At 71.9% G+C, this 19,541-nt stretch carries 20 protein-coding genes and 1 pseudogene; 12 read left to right on the top strand and 9 right to left on the bottom strand.

The genetic code is table 11. The features are described 5' to 3' along the window. Positions 1-183: 183 nt before the first annotated feature. Both ACGF3H_RS13910 and ACGF3H_RS13905 read left to right on the top strand, forming a co-directional pair. Positions 184-453, top strand: coding sequence for a hypothetical protein (locus ACGF3H_RS13910; RefSeq protein WP_362490626.1), 270 nt, complete (start codon positions 184-186; stop codon positions 451-453). Positions 454-477: 24 nt separating this feature from the next. Beyond that, positions 478-771 (top strand): antitoxin, encoded by a 294-nt coding sequence (locus tag ACGF3H_RS13905; protein WP_362490623.1) that lies wholly within the window; start codon positions 478-480, stop codon positions 769-771. Positions 772-1,002: 231 nt separating this feature from the next. Here ACGF3H_RS13905 and ACGF3H_RS13900 read toward each other — a convergent pair whose 3' ends face one another. The 4 genes and pseudogenes from ACGF3H_RS13900 to ACGF3H_RS13885 all read right to left on the bottom strand — a co-directional run. After that, complete coding sequence (locus ACGF3H_RS13900) at positions 1,003-1,740, bottom strand: class III extradiol dioxygenase subunit B-like domain-containing protein (RefSeq protein ID WP_362490620.1); 738 nt, start codon at positions 1,738-1,740, stop codon at positions 1,003-1,005. A gap of 50 nt (positions 1,741-1,790) precedes the next feature. Beyond that, positions 1,791-3,308: a tRNA (N6-isopentenyl adenosine(37)-C2)-methylthiotransferase MiaB gene (gene miaB, locus ACGF3H_RS13895; RefSeq protein ID WP_362490617.1), complete on the bottom strand. Its 1,518-nt coding sequence runs from the start codon at positions 3,306-3,308 to the stop codon at positions 1,791-1,793. A gap of 77 nt (positions 3,309-3,385) precedes the next feature. After that, positions 3,386-4,045, bottom strand: coding sequence for a response regulator transcription factor (locus ACGF3H_RS13890; RefSeq protein WP_225631475.1), 660 nt, complete (start codon positions 4,043-4,045; stop codon positions 3,386-3,388). Positions 4,046-4,377: 332 nt separating this feature from the next. Continuing rightward, positions 4,378-5,415, bottom strand: a pseudogene (locus tag ACGF3H_RS13885) (HAMP domain-containing sensor histidine kinase); the annotation flags it as partial. A 112-nt stretch (positions 5,416-5,527) separates the two neighbouring features. Between ACGF3H_RS13885 and ACGF3H_RS13880 the strand changes: the two are divergent. Next, positions 5,528-6,013, top strand: a complete 486-nt coding sequence (locus ACGF3H_RS13880) for a cation:proton antiporter regulatory subunit (RefSeq protein WP_189231791.1) — start codon at positions 5,528-5,530, stop codon at positions 6,011-6,013. Positions 6,014-6,017: 4 nt separating this feature from the next. Next, positions 6,018-7,250 carry a cation:proton antiporter gene (locus tag ACGF3H_RS13875; RefSeq protein ID WP_362490610.1) on the top strand — a complete coding sequence of 411 codons (1,233 nt, stop codon included), beginning with the start codon at positions 6,018-6,020 and terminating at the stop codon, positions 7,248-7,250. A gap of 12 nt (positions 7,251-7,262) precedes the next feature. Here the strand turns inward: ACGF3H_RS13875 and ACGF3H_RS13870 are convergent, their stop codons facing one another. Next, complete coding sequence (locus ACGF3H_RS13870; RefSeq protein ID WP_362490607.1) at positions 7,263-7,676, bottom strand: MazG nucleotide pyrophosphohydrolase domain-containing protein; 414 nt, start codon at positions 7,674-7,676, stop codon at positions 7,263-7,265. A gap of 124 nt (positions 7,677-7,800) precedes the next feature. Here ACGF3H_RS13870 and ACGF3H_RS13865 point away from each other — a divergent pair, with 124 nt between their 5' ends. Then, positions 7,801-8,796, top strand: a complete 996-nt coding sequence (locus ACGF3H_RS13865; protein ID WP_362490604.1) for a TAXI family TRAP transporter solute-binding subunit — start codon at positions 7,801-7,803, stop codon at positions 8,794-8,796. Here the strand turns inward: ACGF3H_RS13865 and ACGF3H_RS13860 are convergent. Together ACGF3H_RS13860 and ACGF3H_RS13855 are read right to left on the bottom strand one after the other, a co-directional pair. Then, on the bottom strand, positions 8,793-10,217 hold the full coding sequence (locus ACGF3H_RS13860; RefSeq protein WP_362490602.1) for a HAMP domain-containing sensor histidine kinase: 1,425 nt from the start codon (positions 10,215-10,217) through the stop codon (positions 8,793-8,795). The two genes, ACGF3H_RS13865 and ACGF3H_RS13860, sit on opposite strands and share 4 nt — an antisense overlap. A gap of 9 nt (positions 10,218-10,226) precedes the next feature. Further along, entirely contained in the window at positions 10,227-10,913 is a 687-nt protein-coding gene (locus tag ACGF3H_RS13855; protein ID WP_362490600.1) for a response regulator transcription factor, read from the bottom strand. A gap of 315 nt (positions 10,914-11,228) precedes the next feature. Here ACGF3H_RS13855 and ACGF3H_RS13850 point away from each other — a divergent pair, with 315 nt between their 5' ends. The 7 genes from ACGF3H_RS13850 (at position 11,229) to ACGF3H_RS13820 (ending at position 17,631) form a co-directional block, all read left to right on the top strand. After that, on the top strand, positions 11,229-12,005 hold the full coding sequence (locus ACGF3H_RS13850) for an amino acid ABC transporter ATP-binding protein (protein ID WP_362490598.1): 777 nt from the start codon (positions 11,229-11,231) through the stop codon (positions 12,003-12,005). Positions 12,006-12,098: 93 nt separating this feature from the next. Then, a complete protein-coding gene (locus tag ACGF3H_RS13845; RefSeq protein ID WP_362490595.1) occupies positions 12,099-12,935 on the top strand; it encodes a glutamate ABC transporter substrate-binding protein in 837 nt (278 codons plus the stop codon). An 84-nt stretch (positions 12,936-13,019) separates the two neighbouring features. Then, a complete protein-coding gene (locus tag ACGF3H_RS13840) occupies positions 13,020-13,688 on the top strand; it encodes an amino acid ABC transporter permease (RefSeq protein WP_362490593.1) in 669 nt (222 codons plus the stop codon). Beyond that, entirely contained in the window at positions 13,685-14,584 is a 900-nt protein-coding gene (locus tag ACGF3H_RS13835) for an amino acid ABC transporter permease (RefSeq protein WP_362490591.1), read from the top strand. The genes ACGF3H_RS13840 and ACGF3H_RS13835 overlap by 4 nt, the downstream gene beginning before the upstream one ends. A gap of 175 nt (positions 14,585-14,759) precedes the next feature. Beyond that, positions 14,760-16,373, top strand: a complete 1,614-nt coding sequence (locus ACGF3H_RS13830; RefSeq protein ID WP_362490588.1) for an FAD-dependent monooxygenase — start codon at positions 14,760-14,762, stop codon at positions 16,371-16,373. 317 nt (positions 16,374-16,690) lie between these two features. Beyond that, positions 16,691-17,242 carry a cysteine dioxygenase gene (locus ACGF3H_RS13825; RefSeq protein WP_362490586.1) on the top strand — a complete coding sequence of 184 codons (552 nt, stop codon included), beginning with the start codon at positions 16,691-16,693 and terminating at the stop codon, positions 17,240-17,242. Further along, the gene (locus ACGF3H_RS13820; RefSeq protein WP_362490584.1) at positions 17,239-17,631 is read left to right on the top strand and encodes a rhodanese-like domain-containing protein; all 393 of its coding nucleotides are present in this window, start codon (positions 17,239-17,241) and stop codon (positions 17,629-17,631) included. Before ACGF3H_RS13825 ends, ACGF3H_RS13820 begins: the two co-directional genes overlap by 4 nt. Positions 17,632-17,641: 10 nt before the next feature. Here ACGF3H_RS13820 and ACGF3H_RS13815 read toward each other — a convergent pair whose 3' ends face one another. Further along, positions 17,642-18,604 (bottom strand): sugar ABC transporter substrate-binding protein, encoded by a 963-nt coding sequence (locus ACGF3H_RS13815; protein WP_362490581.1) that lies wholly within the window; start codon positions 18,602-18,604, stop codon positions 17,642-17,644. Between the two features lie 223 nt (positions 18,605-18,827). Further along, the gene (gene recX / locus ACGF3H_RS13810) at positions 18,828-19,538 is read right to left on the bottom strand and encodes a recombination regulator RecX (protein ID WP_362490579.1); all 711 of its coding nucleotides are present in this window, start codon (positions 19,536-19,538) and stop codon (positions 18,828-18,830) included. Positions 19,539-19,541: the final 3 nt, after the last annotated feature.

The following is a 19,541-nucleotide window of genomic DNA, read 5'->3' as shown; positions in this document are numbered from 1 at the left end:
GCCCCAGTCTCCCAAACCTCGCGCCCCGCTCTCGAACGAGTTACGTGACGGTGCGGGACAGGGCTCGTTGCCCGTTGCGGGGTTCCCACCCCCCGGGGCGACGGGGTTGCTGTGCGCGACTGCGCGAACGGACGTACCGGACGCCGCGGGATTTCGCCCGCACGAGTAACGTATGGAGTTGATATGGGCGTTTTTGCACGGTTTCTTCGGAGGTCGAAGACCACGGAGGAGGCGTCGGCCGCCGAGTCGCGGGCCGGGACACCGGCCCCCGGGAGCGCGGCGGACGAGAAGGCGACCGAGGCGAACGGACCGGCCGACGCGGGCGTCGGGGAGACGACGCCCGCGGTGACGGAACCCGCGGAGGCCGCCGACTCCGAGGGCGTCGGGATCCCCAAGCAGCAGTCCGCGGACGAGGCCGTCGACAACGAGTCCGACAAGGGCGCCCGCACCTGACCGCCCCGTGAGGGAAGGCGAACCATGGGTCTGCTGGACAACTTGAAGGCCAGGCTGGGACCGGCGAAGGGCAAGGTCTCGGATCTCGCGCAGCAGCACGGCGACAAGATCGACCGCGGTCTCGACAAGATGGCGAGGACCGTCGACGAGAGGACCAAGGGCAAGTACAGCGACCGGATCCAGACGGGTACCGGCAAGGCCAAGGGCGCGATGGACCGCCTCGCCCACAAGGACCACGACGGAGGCACTCCGGGCAGCGGGCCCGGGGGCACGCCCCCGACGGGGCCCCCGCCGGCGGGACCGCCGCCGGCTTCCTGAGCCGTCCGCGCGCCTCGGCCCGGACGGGAGGCGTTCCGGCTCGCCCAGGCGGATCACCGGCACACCGACCGGCACACTGACGGACGGCCGCGGAGCGGATCGGCTCCGCGGCCGTCCGCCGTCGCGTTCCGGGCGTGCACGACGTCCCGCTCTCGGTCCGCACGGCGACCCGTCCACGGTTCGCCCGGCCCGCTCCCGCCCCCGGGGCCGGTGTCCTACGACGCCGGACCCCTACGACCAGACGGCCGCCACGTATCCCACTCCGTACGGCGCGTCCTCGTACAGCAGCGCGCCGGTGAGGGCCGTGCCCTCGGCCGCGCCCGCGAGGACCTGCCAGGGCGCCCGCCCGGACACCTTCAGCTCGCGGGCCAGTCCGGCGTCCAGCGCCGCGAGGGCGGCCACGTCCGCCGTCCCCAGGGCACGCCCGGCCGCCGCGTCGAAGGGCGCCGCCCGCTCGTCCAGGTACCCGGGTGCCTTGAGGGTGCGGCATGCGCTGGCGTCACCCAGCACCAGCAGCGCCACCCGCGGTGCCCGGGCGGCCGCGTCCCGGCCGAGGGCGGCACACCGTTCGGCCGGGAGGTGCTCGCCGACGCCTAGTCCCTCGACGGGGGCGTCGGCCCACCCGGTCCGCCGCAGCAGCCAGGCACCCACGGCGAGCCCGTACGGCAGCTCCGCCCCGGGCCGCGCGGTCCCGTCCGGGACCTCATCCGAAGCCTCGTCCGGACCGAGGCACACGTCCAGCTCCACGCCGAAGCCCCGGAACGAGCCGCGCGTGCCCGCCGGGTACGTCTCGGGTCCGGCCTCCGGCACGGGACCGACGACCACGAGCCGGTCGGGCCGGGCGGCGGCGAGCACGCCCAGCGCGTCCGCGCACGCGGCGCGCGCGGCGTCCAGCTCGGGAGCGGCACCCGCGGCGACCTCCGGCACGAGGAGCGGCGGACAGGGGCAGACAGCGGCGGCGACAAGCATGATCGGCAGCGTAACCCCGCCCGGCGACCGCCGGGCACCGCGCCCTGCGGTCAGTCGCAGCCGCAGCCGCTCGCCACGGCGGGCTGGGGCTCAGGCACGCCGATCCTGGGCAGGCCCAGCATGACGCCGGCGGGCTTGGCCTGCTCGGCGGCGTTGCGCTTCTCCCAGGCGTCGCCCGCGCGCGTACGGCGCACGTCGAGCACCGCGCCCTCGGCGAGGAGATGGTGCGGTGCGGCGTAGGTGATCTCGACGGTCACCACGTCGCCGGGACGGACCTCCTCCGCGGGCTTCGTGAAGTGCACGAGGCGGTTGTCCGGGGCGCGGCCGGAGAGACGGTGGGTGGTGCCGTCCTTGCGGCCCTCCCCCTCGGCGACCATCAGCTCCAGCGTGCGGCCGACCTGCTTCTTGTTCTCCTCCCAGGAGATTTCCTCCTGGAGGGCGACGAGACGCTCGTACCTCTCCTGCACGACCGCCTTGGGGATCTGGTCGTCCATCTCCGCGGCCGGGGTGCCGGGGCGCTTGGAGTACTGGAAGGTGAAGGCCTGGGCGAACCGGGCCTCGCGCACCACGTGCAGGGTCTGCTGGAAGTCCTCCTCGGTCTCGCCCGGGAAGCCCACGATGATGTCGGTGGTGATCGCCGCGTGCGGGATGGCCGCCCGCACCTTCTCGATGATCCCCAGGTAGCGCTCCTGCCGGTAGGAGCGGCGCATCGCCTTCAGGACCGGGTCCGAGCCGGACTGGAGCGGCATGTGCAGCTGCGGCATCACGTTCGGCGTCTCGGCCATGGCGGCGATGACGTCGTCGGTGAAGTCGCGCGGGTGGGGGGAGGTGAAACGGACGCGCTCCAGGCCCTCGATGTTCCCGCAGGCGCGCAGCAGCTTGCTGAACGCCTCGCGGTCGCCGATGTCGGAGCCGTACGCGTTCACGTTCTGCCCGAGGAGGGTGATCTCGCTGACGCCCTCGGCGACCAGGGCCTCGACCTCGGCGAGGATGTCGCCGGGGCGTCGGTCCTTCTCCTTGCCGCGCAGCGCCGGGACGATGCAGAAGGTGCAGGTGTTGTTGCAGCCGACGGAGATGGAGACCCACGCCGCGTACGCGCTCTCGCGCCGGGTGGGCAGCGTGGACGGGAACGCCTCCAGGGACTCGGCGATCTCGACCTGCGCCTCCTCCTGCACGCGGGCCCGCTCCAGCAGCACCGGAAGCTTGCCGATGTTGTGCGTGCCGAAGACGACGTCGACCCAGGGCGCGCGCTTCACGATGGTGTCGCGGTCCTTCTGCGCCAGGCAGCCGCCGACCGCGATCTGCATCCCGGGCCGGCTCGCCTTCTTCGGGGCGAGGTGGCCGAGGTTGCCGTACAGCTTGTTGTCGGCGTTCTCCCGCACGGCGCAGGTGTTGAAGACGACGACGTCCGCGTCGCCGTCGGCGTCCTCGGGGGCGCGGACGTAGCCCGCGTCCTCCAGCAGCCCGGACAATCGCTCGGAGTCGTGGACGTTCATCTGGCACCCGTAGGTGCGTACTTCATAGGTGCGCGTGCCGCCCACTGACTGGCTCCGGTCGATGCTGCTCATGGCAATAAGGGTAGGCGGTCCGCGACGGTGGCCCGGGCCGCCTGTGGACAACCGGGGTCGCGGCAGGTCAGGGCTGGTCAGGGCTCGATGAGGCCCGCGCGGATCGCGTACCGGGTGAGTTCCAGCCGGTCTCGGACGCCCAGTTTCTGCAGGAGGTTGGCGCGGTGGCGTTCGACGGTCTTGGCGCTGATGAACAGCAGCTCGCCGATCTCCTTGGAGGTGTGGCCCTCGGCGACGAGCTTGAGGATCTCCTCCTCTCGTTCGGTGATGGGTCGCTCGGGCAGTCCGCCCCCGCTGTGCAGGCGGTCCAGGTAGGACCGGACGAGGGCCCGCTCCGCGCCCGGGTAGATGAACGGTTCGTCGCGCACCGCCGCCCGGCACGCCTCGACCAGGTCGCGGTCGGCGACCGACTTGAGGACGTATCCGCAGGCCCCGGCCTTGAGTGCCTCGAAGAAGTACTGCTCGTTGTCGTACATGGTCAGGATGAGGATGCGCAGCCGTGGCAGGCGGCGGGAGAGTTCGCGGGCCGCCTGGAGGCCGGTCATGCGGGGCATGGCGACGTCCAGGACGGCCAGGTCGGCCTCGGTGGCCCGTGCCGCCGCGACGGCCTCGGCGCCGTCCCCCGCCTCGGCGACGACCGTGAGGTCCGGTTCGCCGTCCAGGATGAGACGCACTCCGCGGCGGACGAGGGTGTGGTCGTCGGCGAGCAGGACGCGGATCGGGGGCCGTGCGGACATCAGGGGCTGTCTCCGGGGCGGTCTGGGGCGCGGTCGGTGGCGGGGGCTGCGGGGCGGCGGTCCGTGGCCGGATCAGCGGACGGAGCTGCGGGGCGGTCCGGGGCCGGGGACGCGGAGGGAGCTGCGGATCGGTCCGTGGTCGCGGACGCGGGACGGCCCGCGGCCGGGGACGCGGACGGAGCTGCGGATCGGTCCGTGGTCGCGGACGCGGGACGGCCCGCGGCCGGGGACGCGGACGGAGCTGCGGATCGGCCCGTGGTCGCGGACGCGGGACGGCCCGCGGCCGGGGACGCGATCTCGTCCGCCGGCCGGTCCACGGCCGGGACCCGTGGCTCCGCGGCCGGGACCGGGATGCGCAGGCGTACGTCGGTGCCCCGGCCGGGGGCGGGTGCGAGGTGGATCTCGGCTCCGATCAGCAGGGCCCGTTCGCGCATGCCGCGGATGCCGGCGCCCTCGGGGGCCGCGCCGAGGCCGGTGCCGTTGTCGCGGACGAGCAGTTCGACGCCGCCCGGCAGCGGGCGCAGGGTGAGGCCTGCGCGGTCGGCGGCGGCGTGCCGGGCGGTGTTGGTGAGGCTCTCCTGGGCGACCCGGTAGATCACGAGTTCCGCCTCCGGGGTGAGCGGGGGCAGGTCGCCGGGGACGTGGTGGGCGACGGTGAGCCCGTGGTGCGTGAACTCGGCGGCGAGCGCGCGCAGGGCGCTGGCCAGGCCGAGTTCCTCCAGGACGCCGGGGCGCAGCCGGCGCGCGATGCGGCGGATCTCGTCGAGACCGGCGCGGGTGGCCTCCTGGGCGAGGGACACCTCCTCGCGCAGCTCGCCGGGCACCCGGTCGGCGACGCGCTTGAGCTGGAGGAGGACGGCGGTGAGGGTCTGGCCGACCTCGTCGTGCAGCTCCCGGGCGATGCGGTGACGCTCGCGTTCCTGGGCGTGCAGCGCGCGGCCGGCACCGGCGGCGCGCTCTGCCTGGAGCCGGTCGAGCATCGTGTTGTACGTCGCGATCAGCTCGGCCGCCTCGGCCGGTCCGGCGACCTCCGGGCGGGTGCCGGGCACCAGCAGGTCGGCGGTGCTCATGGCGCGGCCCAGCCTGTGCAGCGGAGTGAGTCCCAGGCGCAGGACGACCGCGTTGCCGGCCAGCAGGGCGGTGAGGCCGGCGAGCAGGACCAAGGCCTCGTGCGGCAGGACGGGGGTCGAGACGGTGACCGGTCCCAGCAGCAGCGCGGTGGCCACGACCAGGCCCACGGCGTTGAGCGAGAAGATCCGCCAGAACAGCGACACGGTCCTCTTTCCGCTCCTCCCGGCCCTCGCACGCAACACGGCCTGAACCAGTCTGGCCGCCCACGACCGGCCGCGTATATCCGTCACGACACCCATACCGCCACCGTACGTGCGGGTGACAGCATGGCGAGGCCGCGAGCACGTCACGGACGTGCGGAAACGCGCAGCAAGAGACGCAAGACATGCAGGACGACTGAGGGGAAGACTCGTGTCCGCTCCACGCCTGAGGGCGACGCCGCTACCGGGTATCGGGGTCCAGTACGACCTGGTGACCCGGGAACACCGCCATCTGTCGGTGGTGGCGCACCGCGACGGCGCCCGCACGGTGAACGTGTACCGGGCCGACGACCCCGACTCCTGTGCCCACTCGCTCCGGCTCACCGGACAGGAGGCGGGCGCGCTGATCGACACGCTGAAGCCGTCCCACCACAGCGCGAGCCTGTTGTACACGACCGATCTGGGGCTGGTGGCGGAGCGGATCGAGGTGTCCGCGACGTCCCGCTGGAACGGGCGGGTGCTGGGCGACACCCGGATGCGCACCGACACGGGGGCGTCGATCGTGGCGGTGCTGCGCCGGGCGGAGGCGATTCCGTCGCCCGCGCCGGACTTCCGGCTGTCCGGTGGTGACATCCTGATCGTCATCGGCACCCGTGAGGGCGTCGACTCCGCCGCGGCGATACTCGGGCAGGAGTGAGCCCGTGCACTCCGCGGTTCTGCTGATCGAGTTCGGTTCCATCATCCTGGGCCTCGGGCTGCTCGGCCGGTTCGCCGGCCGCTACCGCCTCTCCCCCATCCCGCTCTACCTGCTGGCGGGCCTGGCCTTCGGCGAGGGCGGGCTGCTGCCGCTGGGTGCGAGCGAGGAGTTCGTGGCGACCGGTGCCGAGATCGGCGTCATCCTGCTGCTGCTGATGCTCGGCCTGGAGTACACGGCCGGTGACCTGGTCACCAACCTGAAGTCGCACTATCCCGCCGGCCTGGTCGACTGCGCGCTCAACGCGGTGCCCGGTGCGGTGGCGGCGCTGCTGCTGGGCTGGGGACCGGTGGCCGCCGTCGTCCTGGCCGGTGTCACGTGGATCTCGTCGTCCGGTGTCATCGCGAAGGTCCTCGGTGACCTGGGCCGGGTCGGCAACCGGGAGACCCCGGTGATCCTCAGTGTGCTGGTCCTGGAGGACCTGGCGATGGCGGTGTACCTGCCGATCGTCACCGCGCTGGTGGCCGGTGCCGGGCTGATGACCGGCAGCATCACGCTGGCGGTCGCGCTGGCCGCCGCCGGGCTGGTGCTGTTCGTCGCGGTGCGCTACGGCCGGCTGATCTCCCGGTTCGTCTCCAGCGACGACCCGGAGAAGCTGCTGCTGGTGGTGCTCGGCCTGACGATCCTGGTCGCGGGAGTCGCCCAGCAGCTCCAGGTGTCGGCGGCGGTCGGGGCGTTCCTGGTGGGCATCGCGCTGTCCGGTGAGGTGGCGGAGGGCGCGCACACGCTGCTGAGCCCGCTGCGGGATCTGTTCGCCGCCGTGTTCTTCGTCTTCTTCGGACTGCACACCGACCCGGCCAGCATCCCGCCGGTACTGCTGCCCGCGCTGGCGCTGGCTCTGCTCACCGCCGTGACGAAGATCGCGACCGGGTACTGGGCCGCGCGGCGGGCCGGGATCTCCGTCAAGGGCCGCTGGCGTGCGGGCGGTGCGCTGGTCGCGCGCGGCGAGTTCTCCATCGTCATCGCCGGATTGGCGGTGTCCGCGGGGATCGAACCGTCGCTGGGCCCGCTGGCCACGGCCTACGTCCTCATCCTGGTCGTCCTCGGCCCCCTCACCGCCCGCTTCACCGAGCCGCTGGCGATGCGCCTGTTCCGTCGCCGCGACAACCCCGACCGGCCAGCGGAGGTGTCCGACGGGACGCCTCGGCCCGCGGGTGCGGAGGCGTCGGTGGCCGACTGAAGCGGACGGGGATCAGGCGTCCTGCGCCCCGGGCTCCCACCCCTGCCGGCGCAGTACGCCCCTCACGTCCGGGGCCTCGTAGTGGTCGCCCTTGAGCACCTTGCCGTCGGCTCTGCGGCTCACCCGGCCGTCGGGGCCCAGCTTGGTCATGTTGGAGCGGTGGACCTCGGCGATCACGGCGTCCAGGTCGATGCCGTGGACGAGGGCCGTGCCGTAGGCGACGTAGACCACGTCGGCCAGTTCGTGCGCGAGCCGGTCGAGCGGGCCGGTCACCGACACCTCGGCGACCTCCGCTGCCTCCTCGGCGAGCAGCGCACCCCGCTGGGCGGCGAGTGCCGACGGGACCTGTGCCGGCGTGCTGCGGGCGTCCAGGCCGAAGGCCAGGTGGAAGGCGCGGACCAGGTCGGCGGGCGAGGAGCTGCTCATGCGGACGACTGTAGCGAGCGGCACCGACACCGCCCCCTCGCTCCCGCGCGGCACCGCCGTGTGGGCCCGGCCGTGTGAGCCCGGCCCTGGTCAGCGGGGGATGCTGCCTGGCAGGATCGCGCGCATGTCCACGATGTTCTCGCGTGCCGGCGGCCGCCGGGCCCTCACCGGCGCGGCCGCCGGTGTCGTCGCCCTCGGGCTGCTGCTGTGGTGGCTGCTGCCCCTGGGCGAGAAGCCGCCGAGCGGGACGATCACGTTCAGCACGGGCACGCGCGCCGGGGTCTACCAGAAGTACGGGGAGCTGCTGCGTACCGAGCTGCGCAAGGACATGCCGGGCCTGAAGGTCCGGCTGATGACCAGCGCGGGCTCCCAGGAGAACGTCGAGCGGGTGGCGTCCGGGGAGGCCGACTTCACGATCGCCGCGGCCGACGCGGTCGAGACGTACAAGATCGCCGACCGCGTGGGCGCCCAGCGGCTGCGCGGTGTCACCCGGCTCTACGACGACTACGTGCAGCTGGTCGTCCCGCCCGACTCGGACATCCAGTCCGTGGCCGACCTGCGGGGCAAGCGGGTGGCCATCGGGCTGCCGAACTCCGGCGTGCGGCTGATCGCCACCCGGCTGCTGCGGGCCGCCGGTATCGATCCGGTGCGGGACATCACACCCCGGTCGGACGGCATCGACACCGGTCCCGGGCGGCTGGGCCACGAGATCGACGCGTTCTTCTGGTCGGGCGGGCTGCCGACGGACGGGCTCAAGCAGATAGCCGAGCTGTCCGCCTTCCGGTTCGTGCCGATAGGTGACGACCTCGTCGCCAAGCTGCACCGATCCGGCGGTGCGACCCGCTACTACCGCTCCACCAACATCCCGGAGTCGGCGTACCCGACCGTCCAGAACGGTGCCGTGGTGCCGACGATGGCGGTGTCCAATCTGCTGATCACCCGCGCCGACATGGATCCGCGGATCACCGAGTGGCTGACCAGGGCGGTCCTCGACAGCCGTGACGGCATCGGGGCGCATGTGCACTCCGCCCAGCTGGTGGACGTGCGGACGGCGATCTACACCGACCCGCTGGAGCTGCACGAGGGCGCCCGGCGGTACTACCGGTCGGTGAAGCCCTAGGGCTGCCCGGGCCCCCTGCGCGCTCCCGACCTGGGCACCGTGACCGTCACGGTCAGTCCGTGCGGTTCGTGGTGGCCGAAGGAGATCGAGCCGTCGCCCGCCGCGAGCAGCGCCCGGCAGATCGACAGGCCGAGGCCCGAGCCCTTGACGTTCTGGTGCCGGCCGCTGCGCCAGAAGCGGTCGCCCACCCGGGCGAGCTCCTCGTCGGTCAGACCGGGCCCGTCGTCGGTGACCTCGACGGTGGCCGTGTCGCCGCTCGAGGTGACCGTGACCCGGACGGTCTCGTCGGGCGGCGTGAACTTCACCGCGTTGTCGATGACCGCGTCCAGGGCGCTGGAGAGTGTCACCGGGTCGGCCCAGCCCGTGGTCGGCGGGCAGTCCCCGTCCAGCCGTACGCCCTTGGCCTCCGCGGTCGGTGCCCAGGCGGCCAGCCGTTCGGCGGCCAGCGCCCCGATGTCGGTGACCTTGAGGTCGGCGTCGCTGTGCTCGGCCAGCGCCAGATCGAGCAGGTCGTCGAGGACCCGGGCGAGGCGTTTGCCCTCGGCCTGGACGGACGCGATCTCCTCGTTGCCCTCGGGCAGTTCGAGCGCGAGCAGTTCGATGCGCAGCAGCAGCGCGGACAGCGGGTTGCGCAGCTGGTGCGAGGCGTCGGCGACGAAGGCGCGCTGCTGCTCCAGCACGTCCTCGACGTGGTCCGCCATCTCGTTGAACGACCCGGCCAGGCGCCTGAGTTCCGGTGGTCCCCCGGACGGTGCGACCCGGGACTTCAGTCGTCCGGTGGCGATGTCGTGGGTGGTGGCGTCGAGGACGCGTACCGGCCTGAGCACCCAGCCGGTCAGCCGGAGCGCGGCACCGACGGCCAGCAGCATGGCGGCGATCTCACCGGCTCCGATGACGAGCCAGCCGCGCAGGGTCCGGGAACGCATCGCGTCGGTGGGCGAGTCGGTGACCACCACCGCGACGACGTCTCCGTCCCGGATGACCGGCGAGGCGACCACGAGCCGGCCGTCCTCCCACGGCCACACCTGCTGCGGATCGTGACTGCGGCGGCTGAGCAGCGACTCGTCGAAGGCGTCGCGCACCTCACCGGTCTGGGGGAGGAACCAGGTCGTCGGCGCGTTGGCCATGGGGATCTGGTTGCGGTAGAAGACGCCCGCCCGGATGTCGTAGACCTCGTAGTAGCTGGTGAGCTCGGTCTGCAGGGTCTCCAGCCGCTCGTCCGTCGTGACCGGGCGGGAGCCGCCCGGCGCGGACTCGGTGACGAACTGGGCGAGCGCCGCGAAGCGTGCCGTGTCGTCGATACGGTCGACGACGACCCGCTGCTGTTCGGCGCGGGCGACGCTGACGGCCAGCGGGACACCGAGGGCGAGCAGTACGGCCGCCATCAGGACGATGAGCAGCGGGAGCAGGCGTGTGCGCACCCGGACCCGCTACACGGTGGGGGCGACGAGGCGGTAGCCGACGCCCCGTACGGTCTCGATGAGTGCCGGCATGCGCAGCTTGGCGCGCAGGGAGGCGACGTGCACCTCCAGGGTGCGCCCGGTCCCTTCCCAGCTGGTGCGCCACACCTCGCTGATGATCTGCTCCCGGCGGAAGACGACGCCGGGACGCTGTGCGAGCAGGGCGAGGAGGTCGAACTCCTTGCGGGTGAGCTGGACGGCCGCGCCGTCGACGCTGACCTGGCGGGTCGGCAGTTCGATGCGCACGGGCCCGAGGCGCACGACGGTCTCGGTGCTGCCGGTGGCGTCCTCGTTGGCGGTGCGCCGGCTGACGGCGTGGATCCGGGCGAGCAGCTCGCCGGTGTCGTACGGCTTGACCACGTAGTCGTCCGCGCCGAGGTTGAGGCCGTGGATGCGGGAGCGGACGTCGGAACGGGCGGTGACCATGATCACCGGGGTGCCGGTGCGCTTGCGGATCTTGCCGCAGACCTCGTACCCGTCCTGGTCGGGCAGGCCCAGGTCGAGCAGGACGACGCCGAAGCAGTCACTCTCGGGGACGAGCGCCTGGAGCGCCTCCTCGCCGTTGCGCGCGTGGGTGACGTCGAAGCCGTGCCGGGCAAGGACCGCGGACAGGGCGGCGGCGACGTGGTTGTCGTCCTCGACGAGCAGCAGTCTCATCCGGGCCTCCTTCGGTTCATCGGCCGTACGGTCGGGGCGGGTACAGCGGGGCGGACACGACGGAACATGTGAACGACGTGTGCACGCGCGCGCGTGCCCAGTGCAGTGACGCCGATGAAGGGGGACGGCGTCAAGGGGGTTCCGGTTGCCGCCGCCCGAAGTTATCCGGCCGATATGCTCCCTGCTCACCCGAGCTACGAGGCGTGCCCGATTGCTATCGGATCGTGATGCTCAGATTCCCCTCAGATGTAGAGACGCAGGTCGTTCGGCGTTATTACTGTCCTCCGAAACCGAGGAGGACGGAGCCCGAAAGCGATGACCGAAGTATCGGTGGCCAAGGAAGACGTGGCCGCGACCGGCGAACTGGTCGTGCTGAGGAATGTCAACAAGCACTTCGGTGCGTTGCACGTGCTCCAGGACATCGACCTGACGATCACCCGTGGCGAGGTCGTGGTGGTCATCGGCCCCTCCGGGTCCGGTAAGTCCACACTGTGCCGCACCATCAACCGCCTGGAGACCATCGACTCCGGCACGATCGCGATCGACGGCAAGCCGCTCCCCGCCGAGGGCAGGGAGCTGGCCCGGCTGCGCGCCGACGTCGGCATGGTCTTCCAGTCCTTCAACCTGTTCGCGCACAAGACCGTGCTCGAGAACGTGACGCTGGGACAGATCAAGGTCCGCAAGGTCGACGCCAAGAAGGCCGAGGAGAAGGCCCGGGCCCTGCTCGACCGGGTCGGCGTGGGCGCCCAGGCGGACAAGTACCCGGCCCAGCTCTCCGGTGGCCAGCAGCAGCGTGTCGCCATCGCGCGCGCCCTGGCCATGGACCCGAAGGTCATGCTCTTCGACGAGCCGACGTCGGCTCTCGACCCGGAGATGATCAACGAGGTCCTGGAGGTCATGCGGCAGCTCGCCCAGGACGGCATGACCATGATCGTGGTCACGCACGAGATGGGCTTCGCCCGGTCCGCCGCCAATCGCGTGGTGTTCATGGCGGACGGCCGCATCGTCGAAGAGGCCACGCCGGACCAGTTCTTCAGCAACCCGCGCAGCGACCGTGCCAAGGACTTCCTGTCGAAGATCCTCCATCACTGACGCGGCCCGGCTCCGACGTCCGCGTCGCCGCCCGCGCCCCAGCCGGCCGCCTCTCGCATCTGATCGTCTGATCACAGTCAAAGGATGTTCACCATGAAGCTCCTCAAGGTCACCGCCGCCTCGGCCACCGTCCTCGCCCTCGCCCTGACCGCCACCGCGTGCGGTGGCGACGACGACAGCAGCGACAGCGGTTCCGGTGGTGGCAAGAAGATCACCATCGGCATCAAGTTCGACCAGCCGGGCCTCGGCCAGAAGACCCCAGACGGGTACACCGGATTCGACGTCGACGTCGCCACGTACGTCGCGAAGAAGCTCGGCTACACCGAGGACCAGATCGAGTGGAAGGAGTCGAAGAGCGCCGACCGCGAGACCATGCTGCAGCGCGGTGACGTCGACTTCATCGCCGCCACGTACTCGATCACGCCGAAGCGCGAGGCGAAGGTCGACTTCGCCGGCCCGTACCTGCTCGCCCACCAGGACGTGCTGCTCCGCGCCGACGACGACAAGGTCAAGGCGCCGGAGGACCTGAACGACGCGAAGCTCTGCTCGGTCACCGGCTCCACCTCGGCCCAGAACGTCAAGGACAAGCTGGCCCCCAAGGCGCAGCTCCAGCCGTACCCGACGTACTCCGCCTGCCTGCCCGGCCTGCAGAACGGTGCCATCGACGCGCTGACCACCGACGACTCGATCCTCGCCGGTTACGCCTCCCAGCCGCAGTTCAAGGGCAAGTTCAAGCTCGGCGGCTTCAAGCTCACGAACGAGAACTACGGCATCGGCGTCAAGAAGGGCAGCGACCTCAAGGCGAAGATCAACGACGCGCTCGAGGCCATGGTCGCCGACGGCTCGTGGCAGAAGGCCGTGGACACGAACCTCGGTCCGGCCAACTACAAGAACGAGCCCGCGCCGAAGATCGGCGACGTCAAGAGCTGAGGCCGGGCCTGACCGGGGTGCGCCGTCCTTCGGCAGGGCGGCGCACCAGGGCGGGCATCCCTACACGCGGAAGCGCGGGAGATCGTGTTCGACTTTCTTCAGGATTACGACTTGGCGGGAGCCGTCTGGACGACAGTGCAGCTCGCTGTGCTGTCGGCCGTCGGCTCCCTGATCTGGGGCACCGTACTGGCCGCGATGCGCGTCGGCCCGGTCCCGCTCATGCGCGGTTTCGGAACTGCGTACGTGAACATCGTGCGGAACATCCCGCTGACCGTGATCATTCTGTTCACGTCGCTGGGTCTGAACCAGACGTTGCAGATCACGCTCGGTGCCGAAGGTGACTTCGAAGCGATCAACTTCCGGCTCGCCGTCCTGGGTCTGATCCTCTACACCTCCTCGTTCGTGTGCGAGGCGCTGCGCTCCGGCATCAACACGGTGCCGGTCGGCCAGGCGGAAGCCGCTCGGGCTCTCGGCCTGAGCTTCGGCCAAGTGCTCCGGCTGGTGGTCCTGCCGCAGGCGTTCCGCTCGTCCGTCGTTCCGATGGCGAACGTGCTGATCGCACTGATCAAGAACACCACGGTCGCCGCCGCGATCGGTGTGGCGGAAACGGCGCTGCTGATGAAGGAGATGATCGAGAACGAGGCGCAGCTGCTGCTCATCTCCGCCGTCATCGCTCTCGTGTTCGTGGTGCTGACGCTGCCGACCGGTCTGATCCTCGGCTGGGTGGGCAAGAAGGTGGCGGTGAAGCGATGAGCTCGGTCCTCTACGACGCCCAGGGCCCCCGCGCGAAGCGTCGCAACATCCTCTTCACGGTCGTGTTCCTGGTCGCCCTCGCTGCCCTGCTGTGGTGGGTGTTCAGCACCCTCAACGACAAGGGCCAGCTGGAGTGGGCCCTGTGGAAGCCGTTCTTCACCGGCACCGAGGCATGGTCGACCTACATCTGGCCGGGTCTGCAGAACACCCTGAAGGCCGCGGTTCTCGCGGTGGTCATCGCCCTGCCGCTCGGCGCCGCACTGGGCATCGCCCGGCTCTCCGACCACGCATGGGTCCGTGTCCCGGCCGCAGTCGTGGTCGAGTTCTTCCGGTCCATCCCCGTGCTGGTCCTGATGATCTTCGGTCTCGCGCTGTTCGCGGAGTACACGAACGTCAGCTCGGACGACCGCCCGCTCTACGCCGTCGTCACCGGCCTGGTCCTGTACAACGCCTCCGTCCTCGCCGAGATCGTCCGGTCCGGCATTCTGGCCCTGCCCAAGGGTCAGGCCGAGGGCGCGATGGCGATCGGCCTCCGCAAGGGCCAAGTCATGCGGCTGATCCTGCTGCCGCAGGCGGTCACCGCGATGCTGCCGGCCATCGTCAGCCAGCTCGTCGTGATCCTCAAGGACACCGCGCTCGGCGGCGCCATCCTCACCTTCCCGGAGCTGCTCGCATCGGCCAACACGATGAGCGGCTACTACGGCGCCAACGTGATCGCCAGCTACACGGTGGTCGCCGTCATCTACATCGCGCTCAACTTCGCCCTGACCAGCTTCGCGAGCTGGCTGGAGCGACGGCTGCGGCGGGCCAAGAAGTCGACCGGCGCCGTGCTCAAGGTGGATGACGCGGGTGTGCCCGGAACGTCCGCGACGGGCGCCGGCGGAGGCACCGCCTGACGCTCCGTCACCTGTTCGACTCTCACGGAGGCCGTGGCATGATCGCCACGGCCTCCGTTCGCTTGACGCAAGCTGCGGCAATAGGTTGCATACGTTCTGTGACCGTGCACCCTGCTCCAACTTCCTGTTCACCCACGTCCCCCGGGACGCCGTCACAGGCAGGGGGCATCGCACCGTGGACCCGGTGATCATCGTCGGAGCGGGGCCCGTCGGGCTCACGCTCGCCCTGGCCCTGGCCCGTCAGGAGGTGCCCTGCGTCCTCCTCGACGAGGGTCCGGGCAAGGACGAACCGCGTCCCGCCCGCACCGTCGTCCTGCGCGAGGACGTCGTCGCCCTCGTCGAGAGGCTGACCGGCTTCTCCCTGGACGAGGTGGGTTTCCGTTGGGCCGGATGGCGGTCGATGCGGCGCAAGCAGGTGACGCGCGAGGTCGCGTTCGACGACGCCGGCCAGGCGCCGCTGCACATCGCCCAGCACGAGCTCACGACCGTCCTGCGCACCGCTCTGGCCGACGAGCCCCTCGTGAAGGCCGCGGCGGACAGCCGTCTGATCGGCGTCGAACAGGAGACGTCCGGCGTCACCGCCCACACGCGCGGCCCCAAGGGCACCTGGTGGCGCGGCAGTTACCTGGTCGGCTGCGACGGCCCCCGCTCGACCGTGCGCAAGCTCCAGGACATCCGCTTCCCCGGCCGTACGGCGGTGGAACGATACGCCGTCGCCGCGCTGCGCACCGAACTCCCCTGGGCCGACGAGGCCCTGCTCCACCGGGCGCCGCCCTGGCGGACGACCGGCCCGTCGGCCGGCGAGATCGTCGGCCGCCCCCTGCCCGACGGCGTGTGGCGCCTGGACTGGCTGTTGCCGCCCGGCAAGGACCTGGTCACGCCCGAACTGCTGGTGAACCGGGTCCGGGAGACCCTCACCGGCTGGCGGGCCGGGGCCACTCCGTCCTACGAACTCCTCGACACCGGCGTGCACACGGTCCACCACCGTCTGGCCCGCCGCTGGCGGGCGGGCCGCGTGTTCCTCGCCGGGGACGCGGCGCATCTGCTGGGCGCGCTGGGCACGCAGGGCCTCGACGAAGGGCTGCGGGACGCGGACAACCTGGCCTGGAAGCTCGCCCTCGCCTGGCACCACGGGCCGCACGAAGCGCTGCTCGACAGCTACCAGAAGGAACGGCGCACGGCCGTCGCGGCACGGCTGCGTGCCGCCGACCAGGTGCTGCCGCTGCTGCGCGGAGGCGGGGGGCTGCGGTCGTACATCCCCGGCTCCGCCCGGGGTCACGACGCGCTGCTCGCCGACGGTCATGTGGGGCAGGGGGCGCTCGGGGCTCCGGGGGCGTATGCCGACTCACCGCTCATGCCCCCGCCCCTCGACGGCGAGGTGGCCGTGGGTACGGCACCCGGAACGCCCGTCACCGACGTCCGGGTCACGGCGGAGGACGGCACGTTCGTGCGGCTGCGGGACCGGCTGGGGCGGGGTGCGCTGCTGGTGGTGCTGATCGCACCGGGCACCGGGGTGTGGGACCGCAAGCACTGGGTGACCGCCGGCGTCATGCCCCGGCTGGCGGCGGCCGTGACGGCGCTGCCGCACCGTGCCGAGCTGCTGGTGGCCGAGAGTTACCCGGGGGCCGCCGCACACACCGTGCTGCTGGTGCGGCCCGACGGCGACCTCGTCACGGCGCTGAACGGGGTGCGCCCGGCCGACCTGTACACGGCGGCCGAGGCCGCGCTGGGCGGGGCGACGAAGGCGGCCGCGGAGTCGGGAGCCGGGGCTGCGGCCGGGGCCCGCTGAACGCTTGCCCGTCACGGAGCGGGGCGCCTCCGGCCGGGGCGGGCCGTGGCCCGGCGGGCGGTTCCGCGCTCGCCGGCCCGCCGCGGTCTGCCGTCGCCGTCCGCAGGGTGTCGGTGAGTTGACCGGCCCACGCCGTCATGGTCTACTCCGGAGCGTGACCGACACCGATGTGCGCCTCTGGCGGAGGGTCCACATGGACCTCGTCCGCTATGTGGGCTGCGTGTGTCGCCCGTCCTGCTGAATTCGCCTCTCTTCCTTCGCGCGCCCCGCTTCGCCATGCCGCCGCGCGCTTCCCCGCGAACTCCAGGACGGTACCCGTGTCCGTGTCCTCCCCTGCCCCCGCTCCTCTTTCCTCACCGACGGCCGTGAGCGCGCCCGTGCCGACCCAGGCCGACCTGCTCGACTTCGTACGGCGCGTCGCCGCCGACGCCGAACTGATCGCCTCGCTCCCCCTCGACCCCGAGGGCCGTACCTGGGTGCGGCTGGACGGACCCGGCGGCAGCGAGGCCTGGCTGATCGGCTGGCCGCCCGGCACCGGCACCGGCTGGCACGACCACGCCGAATCCGTGGGCGCCTTCGTGACGGCGGCCGGCGAGCTCAAGGAGAACGCGCTCGCCGCCCGGCTGCCCACCGACGGCTGGAAGACCCTGGAGCTCACCGACGGCGTCGACCGGGAGCGTCGTCTGCCCACCGGAAAGGGCCGTGCCTTCGGTCGGCACCACGTCCACGAGGTGCTCAACGAGTCGCCCGACCGACACGCGATCTCCGTCCACGCCTACTACCCGCCCCTGCCGCGGATCCGTCGCTACAGTCGCACCGGCCAGGTCCTGCGCCTGGAGGAGGTCGAGCGCCCGGAGGACTGGCAGTGAGCGAACCGATCGGGATCGACGAGGTGCTGGAGCGGGTGCGCCAGGGCTACACGCGCATAGAACCGCGCGCGGCGTACGACGCCGCCGAGGCCGGTGAGGCGTTGCTGGTCGACATCCGGTACGCCGCTCTGCGTGACGCGGACGGTCTGATTCCGGGCGCCCTGGTGATCGAGCGCAACGAACTCGAGTGGCGCCTGGATCCGCAGGGGAGCCACCGCGTTCCCGAGGCCACGGGTCACGACCTGCGTGTCGTGGTGGTGTGCAACGAGGGCTACGCCTCCAGCCTCGCCGCGGAGTCCCTGCACCGCCTGGGGTTGCACCGGGCCACCGATCTGGTCGGCGGGTTCCAGGCGTGGCGGGCGACGGGACTGCCGGTGACCGCGCCGTAAGGCGCACGGGTCAGAGAGCGGAGGGGCAGTACAGCGGTGCCGTGTCCGCGTTGCCCTTGGTCACCAGGCGGATCGGCGTGGTGTCGATCTTCTCGGCCTTCCTGCCGCGCAGCAGGGCGATGGTGTTCCGGACGGCCAGCTCACCGGTGTTCCCGGCCGAGTCGGAGACCGTCGCGGAGAACCGTCCGTCCTTGAGCGCGGCGAGGGCCTCGTCGGTGCCGTTCACCGTGACGATCTTCACCTGGCCGGCTCCCGCCGCGTCGAAGGCCTCGCGCGCGGCGAACGCCATCTGTTCGTTGGCGACGAAGGCGTAGTCCAGGTCGGGGTGGGCGCGGGCCATGGTGTCCGCGACCTTCCCGGCCTTGGCCGCGTCGAACATGCCGGGCTGGTCGGCGACCACCTCGGCGTTGGCCGGCAGCGCTCCGGTGAAGCCGCCGACGAGCAGGTCGGAGGCGGCACCCGGGGCACCCGCGACGATCCCGACCCGGACGTCCTTGCCCGCCGCGTCGTCGGTGATCCACTGGGCGTCGAGGCGCCCGACGGCCTTCAGGTCGACGACCACCGCCCCCAGGATGTCGTCGGGGTCCGCGCTCACGGAGGTCAGGAAGACGGGGATGCCGGCCCGCTCGGCCTTCGCCAGGTCACTCTCGAGGGCGTCGGTGCTGACGGTCTGCAGGATGATCGCGTCGACCTTGCGCGTGATCATGTCCTCGATGTTGGACAGTTCCTTCGTGGCGTCCTGCCCGGAGTTGGCCGTGACGAGTTCGGCGAAGTTGTTCTTGGCCGTGATCTCCACGGACCGCTGCAGGCAGGTGTGGAACTGGCTGCCGCCTCCGTTGACGAAGCCGAGGACGAGCGGGCCGTCTTGCGCCGAGCCGGAGTCGGCCGCGATCGGACCGCAGCCGCCGAGGAGCAGGCCGGCGCCGAGGAGCAGGGCGTGCGTCGTTCTTCGGGGGCGCGCGGTCAGAGGCATGGCGGGGCCGCCTTTCTGGACGTACCGGGGCGTTGTCGGTGCGGGCCCGTTCGCCGGCCGGATTCCAGGGGCGGCGTACGCGCGCGGTGGACGCGGCTCGGGCAGCCGCGCGACGGCGCAGACGGTACAGCCGTACGGAAGGTCTTCACCCCTCCGGGAGCGCAAGGTAATCCTGCGTGCTCCGGGACGACGCCCATACCCACGCGGGCGACGTCGCGTCCGGTCAGAAGCTCTCGTCGCCGAGGAACTCCGTGTCCTCGCCCTCCTGTTCCAGCGCCTGCCGGACCACCCGCAGGGCCATGCCCTCGGGGTAGCCCTTGCGGGCCAGCATGCCGGCGAGGCGGCGCAGCCTCTTGTCGCGGTCGAGGCCGCGGGTGGCGCGCAGTTTGCGGGCGACGAGTTCCCGTGCGGTCTCCTCCTCCTGGTCGGAGTCCAGCTGGGACACCGCCGCGTCGATGAGGGTGGAGTCGACGCCCTTGGTCCGCAGTTCCCGGGCGAGAGCGCGCCGGGCCAGTCCGCGGCCGTGGTGCCGGGACTCGACCCAGGCGTCGGCGAAGGCACTGTCGTTGATCAGGCCGGCCTCCTCGAACCTGGACAGCACCTCCTCCGCGGCCTCGTCCGGGATCTCCCGTTTGCGCAGGGCGTCGGCGAGTTGCTTGCGGGTGCGCGGGGTCCCGGTGAGCAGGCGCAGGCAGATCGCCCGTGCCTGCTCCACCGGGTCCCGCGGAGGCTCCCCCTTCTCGGCCCTCGACGAGGAAGTGGCACCTCCGTCCTCGGCGAACGGCTCCGCGCCCTCGCGCCGTCGCCGCCGCCCGCCTCTGCGACGCGCGCCGCCCTCACCGGACGGCACGTCCGCCGAGCCCGCCCCGTACGCGCCGTCGTCCGTCCCGGCGGAGCCGGCGTCATACTCGGCCCAGTCGGTTCGTCGTGTCACGGG

The organism is Streptomyces sp. NPDC048185, from assembly GCF_043202495.1.
Lineage (GTDB): Bacteria > Actinomycetota > Actinomycetes > Streptomycetales > Streptomycetaceae > Streptomyces.
Note: the sequence above shows the minus strand (reverse complement) of the source record. Positions and strands in the feature narration are given on the sequence as shown.

Bases quoted from the DNA above. Each gene is read 5' to 3' on its own strand.
- miaB (WP_362490617.1), bottom strand. From the start codon at position 3,308: ATGAGCAGCATCGACCGGAGCCAGTCAGTGGGCGGCACGCGCACCTAT.
- ACGF3H_RS13855 (WP_362490600.1), bottom strand. From the start codon at position 10,913: ATGAGACTGCTGCTCGTCGAGGACGACAACCACGTCGCCGCCGCCCTG.
- ACGF3H_RS13865 (WP_362490604.1), top strand. From the start codon at position 7,801: ATGTCCACGATGTTCTCGCGTGCCGGCGGCCGCCGGGCCCTCACCGGC.
- ACGF3H_RS13910 (WP_362490626.1), top strand. From the start codon at position 184: ATGGGCGTTTTTGCACGGTTTCTTCGGAGGTCGAAGACCACGGAGGAG.
- ACGF3H_RS13890 (WP_225631475.1), bottom strand. From the start codon at position 4,045: ATGTCCGCACGGCCCCCGATCCGCGTCCTGCTCGCCGACGACCACACC.
- ACGF3H_RS13835 (WP_362490591.1), top strand. From the start codon at position 13,685: ATGAGCTCGGTCCTCTACGACGCCCAGGGCCCCCGCGCGAAGCGTCGC.
- ACGF3H_RS13905 (WP_362490623.1), top strand. From the start codon at position 478: ATGGGTCTGCTGGACAACTTGAAGGCCAGGCTGGGACCGGCGAAGGGC.
- ACGF3H_RS13870 (WP_362490607.1), bottom strand. From the start codon at position 7,676: ATGAGCAGCTCCTCGCCCGCCGACCTGGTCCGCGCCTTCCACCTGGCC.
- ACGF3H_RS13850 (WP_362490598.1), top strand. From the start codon at position 11,229: ATGACCGAAGTATCGGTGGCCAAGGAAGACGTGGCCGCGACCGGCGAA.
- ACGF3H_RS13815 (WP_362490581.1), bottom strand. From the start codon at position 18,604: ATGCCTCTGACCGCGCGCCCCCGAAGAACGACGCACGCCCTGCTCCTC.
- ACGF3H_RS13900 (WP_362490620.1), bottom strand. From the start codon at position 1,740: ATGCTTGTCGCCGCCGCTGTCTGCCCCTGTCCGCCGCTCCTCGTGCCG.
- ACGF3H_RS13845 (WP_362490595.1), top strand. From the start codon at position 12,099: ATGAAGCTCCTCAAGGTCACCGCCGCCTCGGCCACCGTCCTCGCCCTC.